This is a genomic window from Paenibacillus sp. MCAF9 (genome assembly GCF_052114265.1).
Taxonomy (GTDB): Bacteria; Bacillota; Bacilli; order Paenibacillales; family Paenibacillaceae; genus Pristimantibacillus.
In genome coordinates, this window is sequence record NZ_JBFREL010000002.1 from 381,630 (window position 1) to 400,647 (window position 19,018).

General features: G+C 43.4%; 18 protein-coding genes and 1 pseudogene. 3 read left to right on the top strand and 16 right to left on the bottom strand.

What is annotated here, in order from left to right; all coding sequences use genetic code 11:
• Positions 1-546 precede the first annotated feature (546 nt).
• Positions 547-1,626 (top strand): AI-2E family transporter, encoded by a 1,080-nt coding sequence (locus tag AB4Z45_RS04495; protein ID WP_441908241.1) that lies wholly within the window; start codon positions 547-549, stop codon positions 1,624-1,626.
• A gap of 172 nt (positions 1,627-1,798) precedes the next feature.
• On the opposite strand, the gene AB4Z45_RS04500 is transcribed toward AB4Z45_RS04495, so the two are convergent.
• The 11 genes from AB4Z45_RS04500 to AB4Z45_RS04550 all read right to left on the bottom strand — a co-directional run bounded on the left by AB4Z45_RS04500 (position 1,799) and on the right by AB4Z45_RS04550 (position 11,627).
• A complete protein-coding gene (locus tag AB4Z45_RS04500) occupies positions 1,799-2,491 on the bottom strand; it encodes an ABC transporter permease (RefSeq protein ID WP_441908088.1) in 693 nt (230 codons plus the stop codon).
• Positions 2,488-3,414, bottom strand: a complete 927-nt coding sequence (locus AB4Z45_RS04505; protein WP_441908089.1) for an ATP-binding cassette domain-containing protein — start codon at positions 3,412-3,414, stop codon at positions 2,488-2,490. Before AB4Z45_RS04505 ends, AB4Z45_RS04500 begins: the two co-directional genes overlap by 4 nt.
• A 95-nt stretch (positions 3,415-3,509) precedes the next feature.
• Complete coding sequence (locus AB4Z45_RS04510; RefSeq protein WP_441908090.1) at positions 3,510-4,445, bottom strand: sensor histidine kinase; 936 nt, start codon at positions 4,443-4,445, stop codon at positions 3,510-3,512.
• A 1-nt stretch (position 4,446) separates the two neighbouring features.
• Complete coding sequence (locus tag AB4Z45_RS04515) at positions 4,447-5,145, bottom strand: response regulator transcription factor (RefSeq protein ID WP_441908091.1); 699 nt, start codon at positions 5,143-5,145, stop codon at positions 4,447-4,449.
• A gap of 147 nt (positions 5,146-5,292) precedes the next feature.
• The gene (locus AB4Z45_RS04520) at positions 5,293-6,171 is read right to left on the bottom strand and encodes a hypothetical protein (RefSeq protein WP_441908092.1); all 879 of its coding nucleotides are present in this window, start codon (positions 6,169-6,171) and stop codon (positions 5,293-5,295) included.
• 25 nt (positions 6,172-6,196) lie between these two features.
• On the bottom strand, positions 6,197-8,626 hold the full coding sequence (locus AB4Z45_RS04525; RefSeq protein ID WP_441908093.1) for a heavy metal translocating P-type ATPase: 2,430 nt from the start codon (positions 8,624-8,626) through the stop codon (positions 6,197-6,199).
• Between the two features lie 50 nt (positions 8,627-8,676).
• A complete protein-coding gene (locus AB4Z45_RS04530) occupies positions 8,677-8,880 on the bottom strand; it encodes a cation transporter (RefSeq protein WP_054026361.1) in 204 nt (67 codons plus the stop codon).
• A gap of 101 nt (positions 8,881-8,981) precedes the next feature.
• Positions 8,982-9,119 (bottom strand): hypothetical protein, encoded by a 138-nt coding sequence (locus AB4Z45_RS04535; protein ID WP_441908094.1) that lies wholly within the window; start codon positions 9,117-9,119, stop codon positions 8,982-8,984.
• A gap of 183 nt (positions 9,120-9,302) precedes the next feature.
• Positions 9,303-9,632 carry a metal-sensitive transcriptional regulator gene (locus AB4Z45_RS04540; RefSeq protein WP_076268759.1) on the bottom strand — a complete coding sequence of 110 codons (330 nt, stop codon included), beginning with the start codon at positions 9,630-9,632 and terminating at the stop codon, positions 9,303-9,305.
• A gap of 116 nt (positions 9,633-9,748) precedes the next feature.
• Positions 9,749-11,179, bottom strand: coding sequence for an MFS transporter (locus AB4Z45_RS04545; protein WP_441908095.1), 1,431 nt, complete (start codon positions 11,177-11,179; stop codon positions 9,749-9,751).
• Between the two features lie 127 nt (positions 11,180-11,306).
• Entirely contained in the window at positions 11,307-11,627 is a 321-nt protein-coding gene (locus AB4Z45_RS04550) for a thioredoxin family protein (protein WP_441908096.1), read from the bottom strand.
• A 342-nt stretch (positions 11,628-11,969) separates the two neighbouring features.
• Here AB4Z45_RS04550 and AB4Z45_RS04555 point away from each other — a divergent pair, with 342 nt between their 5' ends.
• Positions 11,970-12,641, top strand: a complete 672-nt coding sequence (locus tag AB4Z45_RS04555) for a DUF2306 domain-containing protein (RefSeq protein ID WP_441908097.1) — start codon at positions 11,970-11,972, stop codon at positions 12,639-12,641.
• A 62-nt stretch (positions 12,642-12,703) separates the two neighbouring features.
• Here AB4Z45_RS04555 and AB4Z45_RS04560 read toward each other — a convergent pair whose 3' ends face one another.
• The 3 genes from AB4Z45_RS04560 to AB4Z45_RS04570 all read right to left on the bottom strand — a co-directional run bounded on the left by AB4Z45_RS04560 (position 12,704) and on the right by AB4Z45_RS04570 (position 14,452).
• Entirely contained in the window at positions 12,704-13,135 is a 432-nt protein-coding gene (locus AB4Z45_RS04560; RefSeq protein WP_441908098.1) for a DUF6526 family protein, read from the bottom strand.
• Positions 13,136-13,162: 27 nt separating this feature from the next.
• Positions 13,163-13,525: a VOC family protein gene (locus tag AB4Z45_RS04565; protein ID WP_441908099.1), complete on the bottom strand. Its 363-nt coding sequence runs from the start codon at positions 13,523-13,525 to the stop codon at positions 13,163-13,165.
• A 93-nt stretch (positions 13,526-13,618) separates the two neighbouring features.
• Positions 13,619-14,452: a helix-turn-helix domain-containing protein gene (locus AB4Z45_RS04570; RefSeq protein WP_441908100.1), complete on the bottom strand. Its 834-nt coding sequence runs from the start codon at positions 14,450-14,452 to the stop codon at positions 13,619-13,621.
• Positions 14,453-14,672: 220 nt separating this feature from the next.
• Here AB4Z45_RS04570 and AB4Z45_RS04575 point away from each other — a divergent pair.
• Positions 14,673-15,341 (top strand): annotated as a pseudogene (locus AB4Z45_RS04575) (DUF3626 domain-containing protein); the annotation flags it as partial.
• A 64-nt stretch (positions 15,342-15,405) separates the two neighbouring features.
• Here the strand turns inward: AB4Z45_RS04575 and AB4Z45_RS04580 are convergent.
• Both AB4Z45_RS04580 and AB4Z45_RS04585 read right to left on the bottom strand, forming a co-directional pair.
• Complete coding sequence (locus tag AB4Z45_RS04580) at positions 15,406-17,004, bottom strand: response regulator transcription factor (protein WP_441908101.1); 1,599 nt, start codon at positions 17,002-17,004, stop codon at positions 15,406-15,408.
• On the bottom strand, positions 16,979-18,892 hold the full coding sequence (locus tag AB4Z45_RS04585; RefSeq protein WP_441908102.1) for a histidine kinase: 1,914 nt from the start codon (positions 18,890-18,892) through the stop codon (positions 16,979-16,981). Before AB4Z45_RS04585 ends, AB4Z45_RS04580 begins: the two co-directional genes overlap by 26 nt.
• Positions 18,893-19,018: the final 126 nt, after the last annotated feature.

A 19,018-nucleotide genomic window follows, 5' to 3' on the forward strand; every position in this document is an offset into this window, starting at 1 on the left:
TAGTGATTCTAAACTTACAATATTCATAATTTTCCGAATTTTCAAACCATAGATTTATCATATCTAATATAAGCATAAAACAATTTAACTGCAACTATAATTTATAGCATATTCAATATATATATTCTTGTTTTTGGATTTCATTACTCTAATGGATCATATACTAATGTCTATAGTAAACGCTGTCAAGCTTTAATGTGATGTATTACATTTTTGTGGTAGTTATTTGTTAGGTTTATACTGTTATATAATTACATTTTATAAAATATGTATTTTCTTTTTGTAAATATAATCTCCGTTTTACTCATTACTTCAATCATTACTTTAAAAATATTTAAGAAATTTTCAGCAAACGAAACTCTTATTAACTATTTTTCAATATTAGTTTACGAGTTAGATTCCTCTCTGTTTTTATGCAATAATATGTACATAATCTTTTAAAATGAAACAGAAACAGAAAAGATTTCCCTTAGTCTAAACGAATTTATTAATGGCGATAATAATATTCGATACTAAAAACAATTCATAGCAGATGGAGTGAGCGCCCTGATTTCTTTAAACCGATTTATTAAAATTTGTTTCGCTGTTATTTTAGTTCTTGCCATTATTTATTTAGCTTCACTTGTCGATTTTATTTTCAAGCCCTTCGTTTCTTTGTTCAGCATTGTGATGATTCCGTTGATGCTCGCCTCTTTTTTCTATTATCTATTACGCCCGCTTGTAAACTGGATGGAGCGGCCTAAATTAAAGAGACCTTGGGTTATTCTCATCATTTATTTAGCAGCAGCTGTGCTGTTTAGTTTATTTATCGTTGGCGTATTTCCTTCGCTTCGCACTCAGTTTTTCAATTTAGTAAATAACGCGCCTAATCTTTTCAATACGTTGGGCAAGCAGCTGCAAGATCTGGAACAGAACGGGTTTTTAGCAGACATTTTACCTGAAGATGTAAGTCCTTTTTCAAAAATAACCGAATACCTGAATAAAGGATTTTCATTGTTGACTAACTATTTAACGGGGATGTTTTCTTTTATTTCTAATTTCGCACTCATTTTGTTCACCTTCCCTATTCTTCTTTTTTACATGTTGAAGGAAGGGGATAAATTCGGCCAGAAAATCGTCAGCTTCATGCCTAAGAGATACCACGCTGAAGGTGAAAAAACGATGCAGGAGATTGATACGGCTCTAAGCGGATTCATTGTGGGAAGAGTCGTTGTAAATCTGGCGCTCGGTGTTCTGATGTATATCGGCTTCCTTATCATCGGTTTGCCCTATGCTCTTTTACTGACTGTCGTTGCTGTTATTATGAACTTTATTCCTTTTATAGGTGCCATACTGTCTGCTGTACCGATCGTCATTATTGGTTTAATTGAATCGCCATCTGTTGTGATTTGGTCATTAGTGGTCATTCTGCTCTCACAACAAATACAGGATAATATTATTTCACCTTATATTTTCGGAAAACAGCTCGATATTCACCCTATTACAACTATTCTATTGGTGCTGGTGGGCAGTGACGCTTTTGGAATCATAGGCGTAATCATTATTATACCGGTATATATGATGCTGAAAATCGTTGTTACCAAGGTATATCAGCTGTTCTTCAAACAGAAATGGGAAGACGCGTAAGTATTAAGCTTTACAAGCAAAAGGGGATCACATTGATGTGGTCCCCTTTTGCTTACCCGTAGCCATTGTTGATTTCTGTTTTTGCCAAAATCGTATTGCCGTCATCCACCACCAATCTCGATTCTAGTTTATTCACCCTCATATATTCTATGATAATTAATAGATTTTGGTGTTACAAAACATCCCTATTCTCGATATGCCGAACCGTTGACCAGGCGATCGCTACGCCAAATACTGCTAAAGCAAGCGGAATGTAAATGATGGTTGCCAGTGAGAAGACAGGATTGCTCGAACTCGTCAGCATGACGATTAGGAGTGAAGAGAGAATAGTTGCTGGGACCGAATGCTTGCGCATGCCGAAATAAAGCGGCACTAAACTTGCTCCTGCTGATGCAAAGGCAAAGCTTACGATGCTTGCTAGCTGCGCAGCATAATTCATCGGTACAGGCGCTTCCTCTATAATATGAAAAAAGTGATTTATGCCAATAAGCATAGACAATGTGAAAATATGCGAGATGACGATTGCAACAAAAGTAAGGATAGCTACAATTGCCAGCTTGGAAGCAAACAGCTTTTTGCGACTAACCGGGTACATAAACATAACTAGAATTGTCTTTTTCTTATACTCATCAATAATTAACTTGCTAATTAGAACGGCAGCCATGACGATAAACGTCGATCTAACCATAGCGCCAGCTATAATATACAGCTCTCCAATATTTGCAATCTCGTTTTTAACTTCTACACCCTCAAAGTAGCCGATCATGAACATTAGCGTAACAATTACGACATTCGCTATGATCGCTGCCTTCATATACCAGCCTAATCCCATTTTCGCTATTTCCAGCTTCATAAGTTTAATCACGGATGCTTCACCTCGTCCCCTTGAATCAAATCGAGGAAATACTGCTCCAAAGAAGTGTACTTCTTGTTCAGCGACTCGATATTCACATCGTTTAGTGCAAGCGACTTTGAAATCGTCGTCTGCATCGCTCCCGATTCAAAGATGCGAATCATATTGTCATTTATAATTTTAAAATTAGTGAGCCTCAGCTCATTGGCTAGCACAGCGCACGCCTTTGTCCGATCCGGCGTTATGAGCTCGATATATTCTGAATTCTGCCCCCTTACATCTGCCATCGACACCTGTTTAATGAGCCTGCCTCCGCTGATCACGCCAATCGTATTGGCCATTTGTTCTATTTCACTGAGCAAATGGCTCGATATGAGAATAGTAACTCCATAATCTGTACTTAGCATTTGAAGCAGGTTACGAATTTCTTTAATGCCGGCAGGATCAAGCCCATTAATCGGCTCATCCAATATGAGCAATTCAGGCCTGTTCATAATCGCTCTAGCGATCGCCAGTCTTTGCTTCATCCCGAGCGAGAAGTTTTTGACCGCTTTATCATCCACGTTACGCAGGGCAACCATGCCGAGCACCTCTCCGATAACCTTGTCATCATGGCAGCCCATGTACTCGTTATGCAGCTGCAGGTTTTGTTTGGCAGTCAGCTTGTCATAAAAAACCGGCATTTCAATGATGCTTCCCATTCTTTTAAATACATCATACGTGTTAGGCCTAAGCGGCTCATTAAACAATTCGATCTGCCCCGCAGTCGGCTTAATCAAATTCGTTAGCATTTTCATAACGGTCGTTTTCCCTGCGCCATTTGGGCCAAGGAAGCCGTATATTTCGCCCTTCCGCACGCTCATGCTTACATTGCTTACGACTTCTTTGCCCTCAAATGCTTTCGTCAGGCCGCTCGTTCTCAAAATATAATCCACTCGTTCTCTCCTTCTTTCCATGTTGTAACTAGTTCTCAGTTTATCGAACACCTTTATCTTATTTGTTGCTTATTTCTAACAAAAATCTTAAGTTGCTAATAGGTCATGCGTTTGAGCTTAACCGTGAACGTCGTTTTCTCAAACGGGATGCTATGCAATGTGATCTCGCCATTCATTTCCTCCACGAGTCTTTTCGTAATCGTTAAGCCCAATCCACTTCCCTGGAAATCCTTGTTTCTAGACTCCTCCAGCGTAAACATCCTTTCAAAAACAAGCTCCTGATTTCGAGCGCTAATGCCTTTGCCGCAATCCGAAACGTCAATCCTAACATGCGAATCGTCAACGCTCATAACAATCCCAATTCTCTTCCCATCGCTGCCGTAACGAATGGCATTGGACAATAAATTGCTGAGCACCCGCTCCAGCGCTTCCTCATTCCCTAAAGCATAGATCGCTTCTTCTGGAATTTGAATATCTGCTTCATAACCGCTTGCCTGCACCAGATCGTAAAAGGACAAAATGCTTTTTTTGCACAGCTCGTTCATATGTATTCGCGATAGCGTGATGTCGTTGTCACCCGCTTCTAATCTAGCTAAATCGAAAAAAACGTTCATCAGCTTAATGATCTCCAGCGTTTTTTCATGAATCAGCCGCAGAAGACGCTCTCTTTCTTCAAATGCCATCTCACGGCTGCCTTGTATCATCTCGGCATAGCCGAGCACGACGGTTAGCGGTGTTTTTAGATCATGCGAGAAGTTAGCAAGCATTTTCCTCATGGAATGGTTCGTTTTAGTAAACTGTGCCAGCTTATTTTGATTATCTGTGAAGAGGCGGTTTAACTCGACCAGCAGCAGCTTCAATTCGCGATCATCTGTCATGAGGAGCAGCATTTCCGAAGAGTGCTGCTCCAGCTGTCTGCTGATCTGGTTTGCAATATACCGTAAGTCGGAGCTTCTAGCCCGCTTCATTTGATACTGAATGACATTTAAAATGGCGAGTATGACAATGATACCTACTAAGCTATAAACCATATTAAAATTCTCCCAGCTTATATCCGATGCCCCATAACGTCTTTATATATTGCGGCGATGATGGATCGTCTTCGATCTTCTCTCTCAAACGGCTGATATGAACGTTTATTACGTTCTCATCTCCAAAGTAATCATCGTTCCATACCGACCTGTAAATTTGCTCCTTCGTAAACACTTTGGTTGGGTTCATCGTTAGAAGCTTTATGATCTGCCATTCCTTTGAAGTAAGCTTAATCGACTTGCCCCGTTTGTTTACATCAATATTGTCCGTATCGATTGTAAGCTCATGAACATGAAGTACACTAGGCGCTGCCTGATTCTGAACACCTGAGTATAGCGTTGCTCTGCGAATTGCAGCTTTTACTCTTGCGAGCAGTTCGATCATAGAGAACGGTTTGGCCAGATAGTCATCCGCTCCGAATCCTAATCCTAAAGCTTTGTCCACATCGCCATCCTTAGCAGATAAAATGAGAACTGGAAGAAGACTATGCTCCCTAATCTTCTTCAGAAAATCAATGCCATTCAGCTTAGGCAGCATGACATCCAGCAATATTAAATCATACGTTTCCTGAGAAAATAACCGCAGTGCTTCTTCACCATCTGCCGCATGTACGATATGAAAGCCTTCTAACGTCAAATAAGCCTCTACCATTTCGCTAATCGATCGATCGTCCTCTACGAGCAATATGCGTTGTTTCAAGCCGTCCCACCTATCCTATCTATGTAAAGTCATTATATATTTTCATTCTATTTCCTTACTATACCATAGCCTATTTGTGTCAGATGACAGGAACATTGTCCAATAACTAAAAAAAAGCCCGCGATTTTACGCGGACTTAAGATTCATTTATTTCACTTCAACTACAAAAGGGCTGATAAACGTTTTACCGTTTCGTTGAAATTGCCCCCAGATCTTATATACACCGGCACTCGGGAAAGTCGTCATGAATTTCGCATCCGGGCCTTTCGCTTTTTCCTCCAGCGGGTGTACATGCAAATACTGCTCTGTATCTTCGCTTAGAATCACAACGTGCCCAACTGCGCCTAGGTAAGGCTCTAAATCCGTTATCGGATCTTTGGATTTCGCATCCGAAAGTTTGAAGTTCAACTCCATTTCTTTACCGGCTTTCGGATGATTGTTTTCGAGTGTGATTTCTACTCCGTCCACGATTACGGAATGTTCATCCGATGGTTTAATCGGAACTTGTTCAGCGGCTAGCCCTTCTACCTTGATCCATTCAGACTTCGTTGTGGCGGAGCCGCCGGTAGGAATATAGTCGGCGAATAACTTATAGTCTCCACCGAAAGGGAACGATGTCGTGATTTCGAATTGCCCATTCCCTTTGTACTCCGGATGGATGTGGTCAAAGTAAGATAAATCTTTGCTGACTGCGATGAGATGGAGCTTCTTCTCGTGATTAATATCAAATGCCTCGATGGCCTTTCCGTCCGTATCTTGAATTTGTACGGTTATTACGGTTTTCTCTCCAGATTTCGGCGTTTCTTCTGACCATTTCCAAACGGGATTCGTCTCTAGCTTCTTCGTCTCGCCAGCATGTTCTCCTCCGTGAGCTCCGTGCTCTCCGGCACTGGATGCAGCGGGTGATACAGCTTGAGAATGCCCGCCATGAGCACCATGATTTTCTGTTTCTTGTTTATTTTGTTTTCCGCAAGCAGCAACAAAAACGAGTACAGCTAGCAATCCGATCAAATAAATTCGTTTCATCTTAGCCTCCAGGATATGAATAACTTTAAACTTTTGCCCTTTGTAGACGCAGCGCATTCAGCACAACGGAGACGGAGCTTAAAGCCATAGCTGCTCCAGCGAGCCATGGTGCAAGGAATCCAAGCGCTGCAATCGGGATGCCGATGACATTATAAGCAAGCGCCCAGAACAAGTTTTGCTTAATGTTTACCATCGTTTTCTTACTCATCGAGATCGCGTCCGGAATACTGTTCAAGTCACCGCGCATTAAGGTAACATCCGCAGCCTCCATGGCCACATCGGTTCCCGTTCCGATTGCCATCCCGATATCCGCAATTGCCAATGCTGGTGCATCGTTAATTCCATCTCCAACCATTGCGACCTTCTTACCGCTCTCTTGCAATCGCTTGACCTCGTTGGCTTTGCCATCAGGCAGCACTTCCGCCAGCACATGGTCGATTCCAACTTGGCTCGCAATGGCTTTCGCCGTACGTTCATTGTCGCCAGTCATCATCACGACTTCCAAACCGAGCTGCTTTAATCTGGCAACTGCTTGCTTCGACGTATCTTTAATCGTGTCTGCTACGGCTACCATTCCAGCGTACTTTCCGTTAACCGCAACCAGCATCGCTGTTTTTCCAACCGACTCCAGTCGGCTCATTTCCTCAAAAGCGGACTCCGCGTTCACGTTAGCTTTCGCCAATAACTTTCGGGTTCCTATTAGCAATTCGTTCCCTTGAACTGAAGCTTCAATGCCAAAACCAGGTATCGCTTGAAAGGAATCGGTCGATGGGAGAGAAATACCTTGCTCTTGAATGCCAGCCACGATTGCTTCCGCTAACGGATGCTCCGAATTCTTCTCCGCTGCAGCAATCCAGGACAAGAGCTGTTCCCGATTATAGCCTTGCTCAATCCGTACATCCGTCAATTCCGGCTTGCCTTTCGTTACCGTTCCCGTTTTATCCAATATAATGGTGTTAATGCGATGCGTGGATTCTAAATGCTCGCCGCCTTTGAACAAAATACCGAGTTCAGCGGATCGACCCGAACCAGCCATGATCGATGTTGGCGTAGCAAGACCTAGCGCACACGGGCATGCTATAACCAGAACGGCAATTGCCTTCTCCAACGCCTCTGCGAAATTGCCTGCATCAACAGCGAAGTACCAAATCAAGAAAGTGACGATCGCGATCCCTACAACGATCGGGACGAATATGCCAGAGATCACGTCAGCTACCCTTTGAATCGGCGCTTTCGAGCCTTGCGCTTCCTCTACGACTTTGATGATTTGGGAAAGCGCCGTTTCTTTTCCGACTTTAGTCGCTCTAACTTTAAGCACGCCATTTTTGTTCAGCGTTGCTCCAATGACTTGATCTCCTGTCTGCTTATCTACCGGGATACTTTCACCGGTTAACATCGATTCATCGACTGCCGATAACCCTTCAAGCACTACACCATCGACTGGCACTTTCTCGCCGGGTTTAACTAGGAATACATCTCCAGTTACTACGTCTTCTATTGGAATACTAACTTCCTGACCATCCCGTATGACGATAGCCGACTTGGCTTGTAAGCCCATCAATGCTTTAATCGCTTCTGAAGATCGGCCTTTCGCCAGCGTCTCGAATAATTTACCCAGCAAAATTAATGTAATCAGCACAGCACTCGTCTCATAATACATCTCAACCTGATGATGTGCGGATGCATTTATTGATTCGATCGTTAAGTAAACACTATAGAAGTAGGCGGCAGATGTGCCGAGCGCTACCAATACATCCATATTCGCACTGCCATTGCGCAGCGCCTTGTAGGCTCCGACATAGAAACGGCTGCCAATAATGAACTGTACCGGGGTAGCTAATATCAATTGAAACCATGGATTCATGAAAATCTCAGGCACCCATATCCATGACGTAAAGGAGAAATGCCCAACCATAGCCCAGAGAAGCGGCAAAGAGAGAATAGCTGATACAATCAACCGTATCTGCAGGCTGCGGACTTCCTTTTTCTTATGATCGCTTTCATTCGTCTGCTCGCTCTTTGGTTTAGCTTTATAGCCGATCTGCTCGACTTTCTTGATCATATCCGCAGCACTTGTCATGGATGGAATAAATTCCACATGCGCCGTCTCCAAAGCTAAGTTTACCGTCGCTTTTACGCCGCTCATTTTGTTTAGGCCCTTCTCGATGCGCGTGGCGCATGCTGCGCAGGTCATGCCTACAATATCGAAGTCAATGGACTCCTTTACCGTACCGTACCCCAGAGCTTGAATTTTCTGTTCCAATTGGGACATGTTCACTTGAGAAGGGTCAAAGTTGACGGATGCTTGCTCCATGGCGAAGTTTACGTTTGCTTGTGCAACGCCTTCCAGCTTATTCAGACCTTTCTCTATACGGCTCGCACATGCTGCGCAAGTCATGCCAGTGATCTGTAGTGTGGCTTGCCCGGTAGATACTGCTTGATTAGAACTGCTCATGATCATCACCTATTCTTCTGTCGTATTACCATCTTATCTATGCGACGTTTTTATTTCACGACATCGTAACCCTGTTTCTCAATCGTTTCGACAATGGCATCCAATGAGATTTCACTGTCGTCATACACCAATTCAACCAGGCCTGCGGCTCGATCAACAGTTGCTTTTGCACCGAGAGTTTCGACTGCACCTTCAATCCTACGAACACAGCTGCCGCAAGTCATTCCTTCTACATTTAACATTACGTTTTTCATTTTTAATTCCTCCGTCTCATTTGTTTCGTCAACATACAATACCCCACTATAGTATATTAACGACAAAATAATAAATTATTGATGGCTTCCTTGAAGTTGATTCAACCGACAAGCTTAGTAACACTTCCCTTTCGCAAACGGTTCACTTGTTCCAAGGGTGCAGCCTGCATACCCGATTTTATTAGAATCGACACTTCCAAGCCGGTGAATGCTTCATCCAGCCAATGAACGAATGGCATGCCCACTTCTTCCGCACCTTTATGAGAGTGGGGTTGCTAAAGCTGCTTTACGAAGACTCCAACACGATCTTTGTAATTAATGGTAACGATAAGTATAGAATACCCCCGTACCCTATATTTGTCAAGCGAAGTTGATGAATAAAATTTAAAAGCAAATGTGCAAACGCACATTTGCTCCGAACATCATTTCATTAGTTTATTTATTGTCGTCAGCAATTCATCAATGACTCCATGTTCGCCCGATTGAATTTTTTCAACGACACAGCTTTTCATATGGTTCTCGAGAAGTAATTTTCCGACGCCGTTTAGAGCCGATTGAACCGACGCGATCTGATTGAGCACGTCATCGCAGTACGTATCTTTTTCGATTAACCCTTTGATCCCTCGAATTTGTCCTTCAATTCGGTTCAGGCGACTGGTCAGGTTTATCTTGGTCTTCTCGGAGTGATGGCTATGTTGATGATGGTGATGATTTTCATGTCCAGCGGATGCAACCGTTAATTCATTTTCCATGGCTTATCCCCTCCCCTTATGCCCTATTATACCCCCTAACCCTATCTGATGCAAAGCTCTGATAAAGCAGCAAATCAGCCGTGAATAACACGACTGATTATTATGCTATCTCATTTTCAATTCTCTGACGTTTTCCCTTTACGGATAAAAATCAACGCGATAAGCGCACCCACGATAGCTATGATAGCTGCTCCAACGAATGCGGAGTGAAAACCCGTATTTAATGCTGCGATTTGATCGATCCCTTTATCTAGCTCCCCTTTTGTCCAGGAAGAGGATACGGCAACCATGACAGCTAATCCAATGGCTGAACCAATCTGATAGCTCATATTCGATAAGCCCGACGCCAAACCGGATTCTTCCGGCCTTGCCCCCGACAAGGAGGAAATTGTTGCCGGGATATAAGCCATTGACATGCCAAGTGCCCCGAGTAGAGAAGCCCATAGTACGTTGGTAACGAAGTTTCCATCCTCTGGCGTATTCCCAGCGAACAGCAACAGTGATCCTGCTAATATAAGCATACCAATGACGAGATTTCCTTTGATGCCGAACTTGCCGACAAGCCTTCCCATGACTGCGACCATCAAGATCATGATGAGGATCGTCATCGGCACCAGAGCAACCCCGCCCATGAATGCCGAATACTTCAAAACCTGTTGAAGATACAGATTTAAGAAAAACCAAAGCGGAATCCAAGCACCTGAAAGAGTTGCCAAAATGACATTGCTCGCAAGTAGATTTGGAGCTCTAAATATCCGTAGAGGTACGAGCGGATCTTTTTTCTTCGCTTGCACGATCAGAAACAGAATGAACAGTACAGCAGCAATGGCCAATAGACCAAATGTTTGCGCCCCCCATCCGTTATGCTCCGAAGTGACGATCGCATATACCGCCAGCACCAACGCAGCTGTGACCGTCAGTGAGCCTAAGATATCAATGCTGCCTTTGCTTTTTGTTCCTTTTGGAAGGACATACAGACTGTACAAAATAGCGAACAAACCAACGGGGATGTTGATTAGGAATGTCCAATTCCAACTGAGCCATTCCGTGATGACTCCTCCAAGGAAAACCCCGGCGGTTCCGCCTGCTGCTGCGGATGCTCCCCAGAAGCCGAAAGCTTTGTTTAACTCCTTAGGGTTAGCGGCAAAGAGTTGCATGATGATGGTCAATGCAGCTGGAGCGATTAGCGCAGATCCAAATCCTTGAATGGCGCGGCCGATATTCATCGACTCCTGGGACCAAGCTAATCCGGCTAACAGCGAAGCAAGTGACAAAATTATAAATCCGAGCATAAACATCTTGCGTTGACCGAATAGATCGGAAAGTCGGCCCCCTAGCAGCAATAATCCCCCGAAGAAAATGACATACGCATTAAATACCCATTGCAGGTTGTTTTGCGAGTAACCAAGTGCTTCTTTAACAGCTGGGAGAGCAACCCCGATGATGGATGTATCCATGATAACGATGAACTGAGCCAAGCATAGCAAAAACAATGCCTTCCATCTTAGCGGATTCACATTAGTCAAAGCTTTTGAATTTCCTGACATTTCGTATTCCTCCTTGATTTGATTTACATTCGTATAGTATACCCCCCTACCCTATGTTGTCAATAACTATTTCCATAAAAAAGCTGCTGACTTTAGATCAGCAGTGGCTTGATTTGATTTAAATCCACTATGGGATGAGTTGATTGATGGCGCCCGTTAACGTTTCTTTCGGTACAAATCCTGTCACTTTCCCGACTAGCTCACCCTTTTTGTAAATAAACAAAGCTGGTAAACTCATGACTCCCATTTGCTCTGTCACTTTCGTTTCCATGGCTACATCCACCATGGCCACCGTTACTTTACCTGCATAAGCTTGATCGATTTCCTCTAGAATCGGCTTCATTTGTTTACAGAGCGTACACCATTCCGCCCAAAATTCCACCAAGACGGCATCCTGTTCAGAAACCAACTTATCGTAGGTGTTGTCCGTTAAATTTAAGATAGTCATTGCTATATTCCTCCTCTTATGTAATTCACCCTGATAGGTACATAACCACCACACGCAACACACAGTTTATGTTGATGGAGAATCTTAATATACTTTTACTTCATAAAATTAGACAAACACTATAATAACTCAAATACCGCCAATTTAAAATTTAAGATAAAAATCTATTTGTAAGTTAACATGATCTCCGTCGGAATTGAGGCAATTTTGTCTTTATCAGCGGATCGACCTATTAGACTTAAGACGTAGCCGCAGCTCCGTCGCCAGCCGCTTGAGGCGGAATAAGCTTAAATGATACATTTTCATTAACAGTAAATAACGATGAAATTCGGAGGTAAACTGATGCGTGTACGAGGAAGTGCCGGTCGTTCGTGGTCGCTTGGAATATTGGCTTTTTTGGCGTTAGCGGTTGGGGCATACGCTTTGCTTTTGTACGGATCACCTGACGGCATTAAGGAGCAGGGCTTTGTCACAGAAAAAGGAAGCATGCCTGACCTATGGTACAGCGTTCTATGGGGCCATGCCGTTTCTGCTGGAATAGCGATTGCAATCGGCTGGTTTCAATTCATCAAGCGGTTTCGGCATCGCTCGCCAAAAGTACACCGCACGATCGGCTATATTTATGCTGCAATGATTGGAATTGGCGGCATCACTGGCCTGTATCTCGCTTTTTACGCGAACGGCGGGCTGGTCGCAAAGGTTGGCTTCGGCACCTTATCTATTTTATGGCTGTATTCCCTTTATCGCGCGTTAAAAAGCATTATCGCCCACCGGAATAAGGCTGAGCATGGACGCTGGATGGCGAGAAACTATGCTCTTACCTGCGCTGCAATTACACTCCGCTTGTATACTGCACTCGCAGCTGGTATTTGGAAAATAACGGATACGAATGAATCATTCTTCGTTATTGCTTGGATTTGCTGGGTACCAAATCTACTGTTTATTGAAATGCTAATGAGTAGAAAAAAGCGTATTGGCACGACGCATGAGACCGGTATATATCCAAAGATATAAACAGAAAATGAGCAAGGACGGCTAGAGCCCATCCTTGCTCTTTCCTTGTTATCGTCCTGCTTTTAAACGCGGTTATGATCCGCTCGCCACTTCGTAATCGATTTCTTGATCGTCCCGGAATTCATTCCCGCTTCAACAGCCTTCACGCATAATGCAGGAAAAGCATCATCCTCCGCAAAACGCAAAGCAATGATTTGCTGCACGCTAAGTCTTGTATCCAATGGTTTGCCTGTAAGCCTGAAATGCCGAAAATTCTCCTCGTGAACAATGCTGCGATCCTGCAGCTTCGTTGCGAACTGACGGACAACCGCACCCAATAGAACTGCACATACAGAAAGACCAAAAATTAATAGCGAAGAGAAGCTGAATTGCTCTTTAAATATATGAACAATCGACGCAACAAATAGGATAAGCGCAATGGGCGCCAGTATAAAATGATACAAAGGTGCATATTGCCCATGGTTCTCATAGCTTTGCGTTTTCACATTGCTCATAAATATTCCCCCAATATAATGACTAATTCATTCTTTTTTGAAAAACTGAATCACGCCAAATGCAAGACCTTCAGAGTCTTCGCAATAAGCAAAGTCGCCGACTTCAGCAATTTCCATCTTGGCGGAGGTAACTTTGCCGCCTGCCCGCTCGACCTTGCCCAAATATTCATCCAGATCCGCCACGGTAATTGAATTAACGGTTCGCAGTGCCTCTTCTGTAGAGCTGCGCATGAGCCCACCGTCAATTCCTTCCTCTCCATCCTCGCCCGTAATGATTATCCAGTACCCCTCCATCATCTCTTGGAACTTCCAACCAAAAACCTCTTCGTAAAATGCCATTTTTCCCTCTGGATTTCTAGTTTCTATTTCAAAATGAATAACGCGTGACATAACGTTCACTCCTCTTTTTGCAGTAGTCTGATAAGACTCTACAAAAAGAATAGCCATAAACCGTCAATTTTGCTTCTTCTAGTTTGCTATCTTTTATCCCTCCAGCCTATTTAGAAAAGCTTGAACGAGAACGGGAAAGGAAATCAATATAGGCGGATCATAAAACGTTGGAGGTCGAAGGGTAACATTGGATTCGCCTTTAGCAACGCCATCTGTTACAGTGATTTTCCCGCTTGCCTTGCCACGCCAAGAGTGCTGCGGATGCAGATACTCATCGAGAGAAGCATCCCATGAAAATGCGATAGACATGATATAGTACGTTCCATCGGGAACATTCGGTATCACGTATGCTCCTGACTCAAACACCATGGTGCATCCCACTGGCTTGCCCATAGGAATTGGCCTAGGAAACAAGCCGATACAAATCACGCCATGAAGCGATTCTGACGCCATAACATACCCCTCTACGGCCGAAAGAGTCTTAATGCCCTCTGGCAAACGAATGGATCGAAGTTCATTGAGCCCAAGCGACCTGCTCTCTATAAAATGTCTAAACTGCTGCGGCGAAAGCCCGATAAAACTTGAGAATTTGGAAGAAAAGGTGCTAAAACTGCTGTATCCCACCGTTTGACCAACATCAGTGGCTGATAAAGTAGATTTCAATAGCAGCTTTTTACTCCATTGAAAGCGAAGAGCAGATAAATACAGCCGAGGCGGAATGCCTGTGGTGGAGCGAAAGATACGATCAAAATGAAAAGGACTGTACGAAATAAGCTTTGCCAGCATCCCCGTCGAAAGAGTCGAATCTTCCATACGTTCTACCATCTGAACAATTGCTGCTTTTACAGCGGCTTCATGATCAGATTCCGTCGTTTGCTTCAAGCCTGCCGTCTTTTTTTCGTAAACTTCTTGAACGGAGTGACTCACACCATTACTCCCCCACCTCTGCCATGTAGTCTACCTATTAGAATCATTAAACATGGTGACGTTGAACACTTACAACATATGTAAATCATTATACATGATAACTTTCTATTGTCAGAAAAAAATAAAGTATTTTTAATAATGCTATCTGCATTTCCCTTACTGTCCATCCTGTTTTATGATTCTATAAAAAGGGAAGGGATTCTTCTGCCTATGGAATTATCCTGCTCCACGGTTTGGATCATGTTATTTTCTTTTATCCGCTGAGGTCTCTCATCGTTGCACTTATACTTATTTGGATTCTCACCAAAACCCTAAGGAAAAGGGGACGTATAAGGAATTTGACCTTATTTTGGCTGCTCTCATGAGGGATGCGTTCTATAATAATTTTGCCATTGGTGAAAACAATCTGACGGTTCGAAAGTTAATCGACCATATGCTCGTCAATCTTGAAAAACCATTCCAAAATCCATCAAACAAAGAGCCAAATCAAAATCTGGACCACTATATCGAAGCTCAGGTTCATGGTGACATTTCACTTAAAAAAGACGTTAAGACGCTTATTGCCGATCCATCATTTAAGGGCACGCATACAGGACGAATCTTAGAACAGCTATGTTTAAAGTATTCCATTGATCTTTACTGGCATAGGGGCTTTACCCTTTTAGTGGATGAGGTTCCTATCCATTTTAGAGGTCCTTCGATGCCTTCGCTAGCCAAAAGAATTGCGCAAAGTGATTTTATTGATGTCAATATGATTGGCGCAGCAGCTATGGACTTGAAACGAAATCCAAATCATTGGAGCGATAGAGGAACCTACAAAGAAGTTCTGCAAGAATTAAAATTACTCTGGCATGTTTTAGTGAGATATGGAAAGCCAATGGAAAAGTGAAAGTTAGCGTAATCGGAGGTTAACAAAGGAAAATAAAAAAAGAGGAGCCCGCAGCTCCTCCCCTCTAAACCCTATGTTCTACCGATTCTTTGCTCTGATCTGCATCTGATCTAACCTTGATTCGATATTCCTGCGGCGATATTCCCTCAAGCTCCTTAAACACACGAGAAAACTGCTTGCTGTTCTCAAAGCCAACGGCGCTGCCGATTTCCTGCATCTTCTGATTGCCTTCGAGCAGCAGCTCTTTGCTTTTGCGAATACGAATTTTTTTCAGAAACAATACAAAATTCTCGCCTGTATGAACCTTGAACGCTTCACTGAAATAGGAGTAATTAAGGCCAACATAATTGCTCACAACAGCCATATTAAGCGAACGATAATAGTTATCCTCCATATAATTAACCGCTGCTTTAATCTCTGAATGCTCACTATACGCTGAGCGTATGCCTCTGACATAGTCGTTCACGCTTGAGAGCAGCAGCTCCAAGCTCCGATAATAGTCGTGAAAGCTGCGGAAATTATCCATACTGCCCACTTTACGATACAGCTTCAATACCTCGATCGACTCTTCACCGTAAATACGAAATACTTCGTCCAGAACCTGCTCATTGATCATTTTGCCTACCAGCTTTAAGTAGCCAATATCTACATTTGGTATATCCTCGGTATGGAAAATTTGCTTCAGCAGCTCCTGAACCTCCCGTTCCCGATCGGTTCCGAGCATGTTGCCAAGCTTGCGAATTTCTTCTTCTGGCACCGGATAATACTGCCGCTTAGCTCGAATGTCTTCATGATGCAGCAGACGGCAATTCGAATAAATGAATGAATATTGCAGCGCCTCAGAAGCTTGCTTATAACAATGAAACAGATCTTCGATTTCATTCCCCTCGGCGCTTATCCCCATGCGCAGTCCATCCAGTTCCTTCCCGCCAGCCTGCCTAAACAATTCTTCGAACTGCAATGCTGGGCTGCCAATCAGAACGAGCTTGCCTTCACTATCTAGAAACGAGACATCCAGTACGCCTTTAATCGGCTGCATCATTTTCTCCACTAGCAGCTTGAATTCTTCTTTGTTCATGGAGTCGCCGCTCTCCGATTTATATTTCAGGACGGCAACAGTAAGCGGTCTAGTAAACTGCTCAAATCCGATTTTAGCTTCCAGATCATTTGCAAAATCGTAAGCAGGGTCATCCTGCCTGAACCATTCCTTCAGCCTGTTTATCCGCAGCTGTTCACGGTACGTATCGCTTACCGCTACCCGCTCAGCTAATTCAGCTTGCGCTTGCAGCGTGTGCTCGCTCTTTGTGAGTGATTCAAACAGCTCGTCCCGCCGAATCGGCTTAAGCAAATAATCTTTAACCTGGTATTCAATCGCAGCCTTCGCATAGGAGAAATCGTCATAGCCGCTTAAAATAATGAAGATCGGTTTCTGCTCAGGCTTAGGCTCCTGAGTTAGCTGCTTAATGAGTTCAATTCCATCCATCACCGGCATGCGAATATCTGTAATTACGATATCTGCTCGTTCATTGCGATATTGTGTTAACGCATCTTCTCCATGAATCGCCATTCGAATGTGATACAATTCGGGAAATTCTCTCTCAATCATTGTCTTGAGCCCTAAACGGATATTTTTCTCGTCATCTACGATCAGCATTGTTCTCATATCCGGAACTTCCTCCCATCAACAGTACCTTAGGAAGGGTAATGACTACTTCTGTGAATTGCCCTTCTCTGCTATATACCTGTAATCCATATGGCTTGCCATAATAAAGCCGAATACGCTGATGAACATTGCGCAGGCCGATTCCAAACGCTTGTTTTCCTTTTCCCGCTTCTTTCTCTGAAGAAATCCCGTTACTATTATCGGTGTGAATCATTTCATTTAACCGCTCCAAGCGGGCCGCTTCAATACCCATGCCGTTATCTCTTAGCCTGATGATAATGCCTTCATCCTCATCCTCAATAACATCAATTAATATTTTGCTCGTACTCTCTTCCACACCCGTCCACGCATGTTTTACTGCATTTTCTACGATTGGCTGCAGGGACATCTTAAGCACTTCAATCTCCAGCAGCTTCGGTGGTATATTTAGTTCCAGCTGAATCGGTTCGTCGAACCGAATATTCATGACGGCAATATAATTCTGAATATGGCGAAGCTCATCCTGTAAGCTTACATACTCGCCAGACCACTTGAAATTATAACGCATCATCCCGCCAAGCGAGGTGAGCGAATCGGATATCGTCCGCTGGTTTTCCATCTCTGCGAGCATCTTAATATTCTCGAGCGTATTGTACAAAAAATGCGAGTCGATCTGACTGTGCAGGGTGCGCAGCTCCGCCTCTTTCGTTAGCGCCTGCTTCTTAACTCCCTGGGCAATTAGCTCATTAATGGTATGAATTAATTTGTTAAAATGATGCGCTAGCTCGCCTATTTCTCCGCCTCCGCCCAAAGGAAGCCCCGTTGGCATTTCTCCTCTTCTTACTTTCTTCATTGCCTCTGTGAGACGACTCAGATTTTTGAGAATAAAGGAGTTCATTAAATACGTTATGAAGGACAATAGACCGATCAAAATAATATTAGCAGCGATGATTTGTCTCTCGGCTCTGGATACGCGTTCATCAACATTTTTTAACGACACCACATTAAGAATATGTGCACTGACTTGTTCCACAGGCGTGGAGACCAGCAAATAAGGATGTTTATTTACAGAAAATCGCTTTTCCTTAACCCCTTGCTCATTCATTTCACGGAACTCTTGCAAAATGGCTTGATGAAGCTCTGGATCACTGCCGACAAACGGTTGATTGTCATCCATAAAAATAGTTCCGTTGCCATCAGCAAGCATCATCTGTGACCCGTCATCCTTAATATTGGCAAACGCTTTAGGCGAGAACTGCTTCAGCAGCATTTCGACTTGGATAATCCCAATACGCTTGCTTCCGGAATTCACGACGCGCAGGAGTGAAACCTTCGGCATTTGCTCGTTAACATCCGTCACGTAACGATGCAAAATGTCGAGATCCTGCTCTTTGAATATCCACATCTCCTTGCCATCCAATTGATCCAGCTTGGCGTACCACGGCTCTTTTTGAATCCGGCGTTCATGGAAAATAATCGGCCAAACTTCGGACATATGATCATTGTTTGCAAACAAACGAAGATGGGCAATATTCGGATTATTGATTTGAATGTTGATCATGTCGGTAAGGGCGCCGCGATATAATTCGAGGAGCTCTTCAACAGGAAGATCTTCATCCTTTGAAATATAATCCAAAATTTCAGATTTCGATAGCGTGAGCTGGGCAGCCCGTTCCATAGCTTCAATCTGATTTAGAACATTCACTTTCTCCATTTCAAGCAAGTATTGGCTTTGCTTAAAGGTATCGTTAATATAACTATCCCTAATCTGATTAAAGAGATAGTTCGATACGCCGATGCTAGGGATTAATAATATGACGATATAAGCCGCCACAAGGCGGCTTTGCATCGATCGATGTCCCAGCCAATTCGTAGCAGACTGAAGATGTAACCGAAATTTTCTGCCCATAATGCTCTCACTTCCGCTCTGTATTTCATTAACTCGATTAACTTCTCCATCAAGCAAAAACAGCTATTCTTATATTGCACAAAAAGCACCCCAGACCGTTTCCGGTTCTGGAGTACCTTTCGCTGG

Coding starts and splice junctions, on each gene's coding strand:
- AB4Z45_RS04510 (WP_441908090.1), bottom strand. CDS start 4,445: ATGGTTTATAGCTTAGTAGGTATCATTGTCATACTCGCCATTTTAAAT.
- AB4Z45_RS04520 (WP_441908092.1), bottom strand. CDS start 6,171: ATGAAACGAATTTATTTGATCGGATTGCTAGCTGTACTCGTTTTTGTT.
- AB4Z45_RS04525 (WP_441908093.1), bottom strand. CDS start 8,626: ATGAGCAGTTCTAATCAAGCAGTATCTACCGGGCAAGCCACACTACAG.
- AB4Z45_RS04530 (WP_054026361.1), bottom strand. CDS start 8,880: ATGAAAAACGTAATGTTAAATGTAGAAGGAATGACTTGCGGCAGCTGT.
- AB4Z45_RS04535 (WP_441908094.1), bottom strand. CDS start 9,119: ATGCCATTCGTTCATTGGCTGGATGAAGCATTCACCGGCTTGGAAGTG.
- AB4Z45_RS04540 (WP_076268759.1), bottom strand. CDS start 9,632: ATGGAAAATGAATTAACGGTTGCATCCGCTGGACATGAAAATCATCAC.
- AB4Z45_RS04545 (WP_441908095.1), bottom strand. CDS start 11,179: ATGTCAGGAAATTCAAAAGCTTTGACTAATGTGAATCCGCTAAGATGG.
- AB4Z45_RS04550 (WP_441908096.1), bottom strand. CDS start 11,627: ATGACTATCTTAAATTTAACGGACAACACCTACGATAAGTTGGTTTCT.
- AB4Z45_RS04555 (WP_441908097.1), top strand. CDS start 11,970: ATGCGTGTACGAGGAAGTGCCGGTCGTTCGTGGTCGCTTGGAATATTG.
- AB4Z45_RS04560 (WP_441908098.1), bottom strand. CDS start 13,135: ATGAGCAATGTGAAAACGCAAAGCTATGAGAACCATGGGCAATATGCA.
- AB4Z45_RS04565 (WP_441908099.1), bottom strand. CDS start 13,525: ATGTCACGCGTTATTCATTTTGAAATAGAAACTAGAAATCCAGAGGGA.
- AB4Z45_RS04580 (WP_441908101.1), bottom strand. CDS start 17,004: ATGAGAACAATGCTGATCGTAGATGACGAGAAAAATATCCGTTTAGGG.
- AB4Z45_RS04585 (WP_441908102.1), bottom strand. CDS start 18,892: ATGGGCAGAAAATTTCGGTTACATCTTCAGTCTGCTACGAATTGGCTG.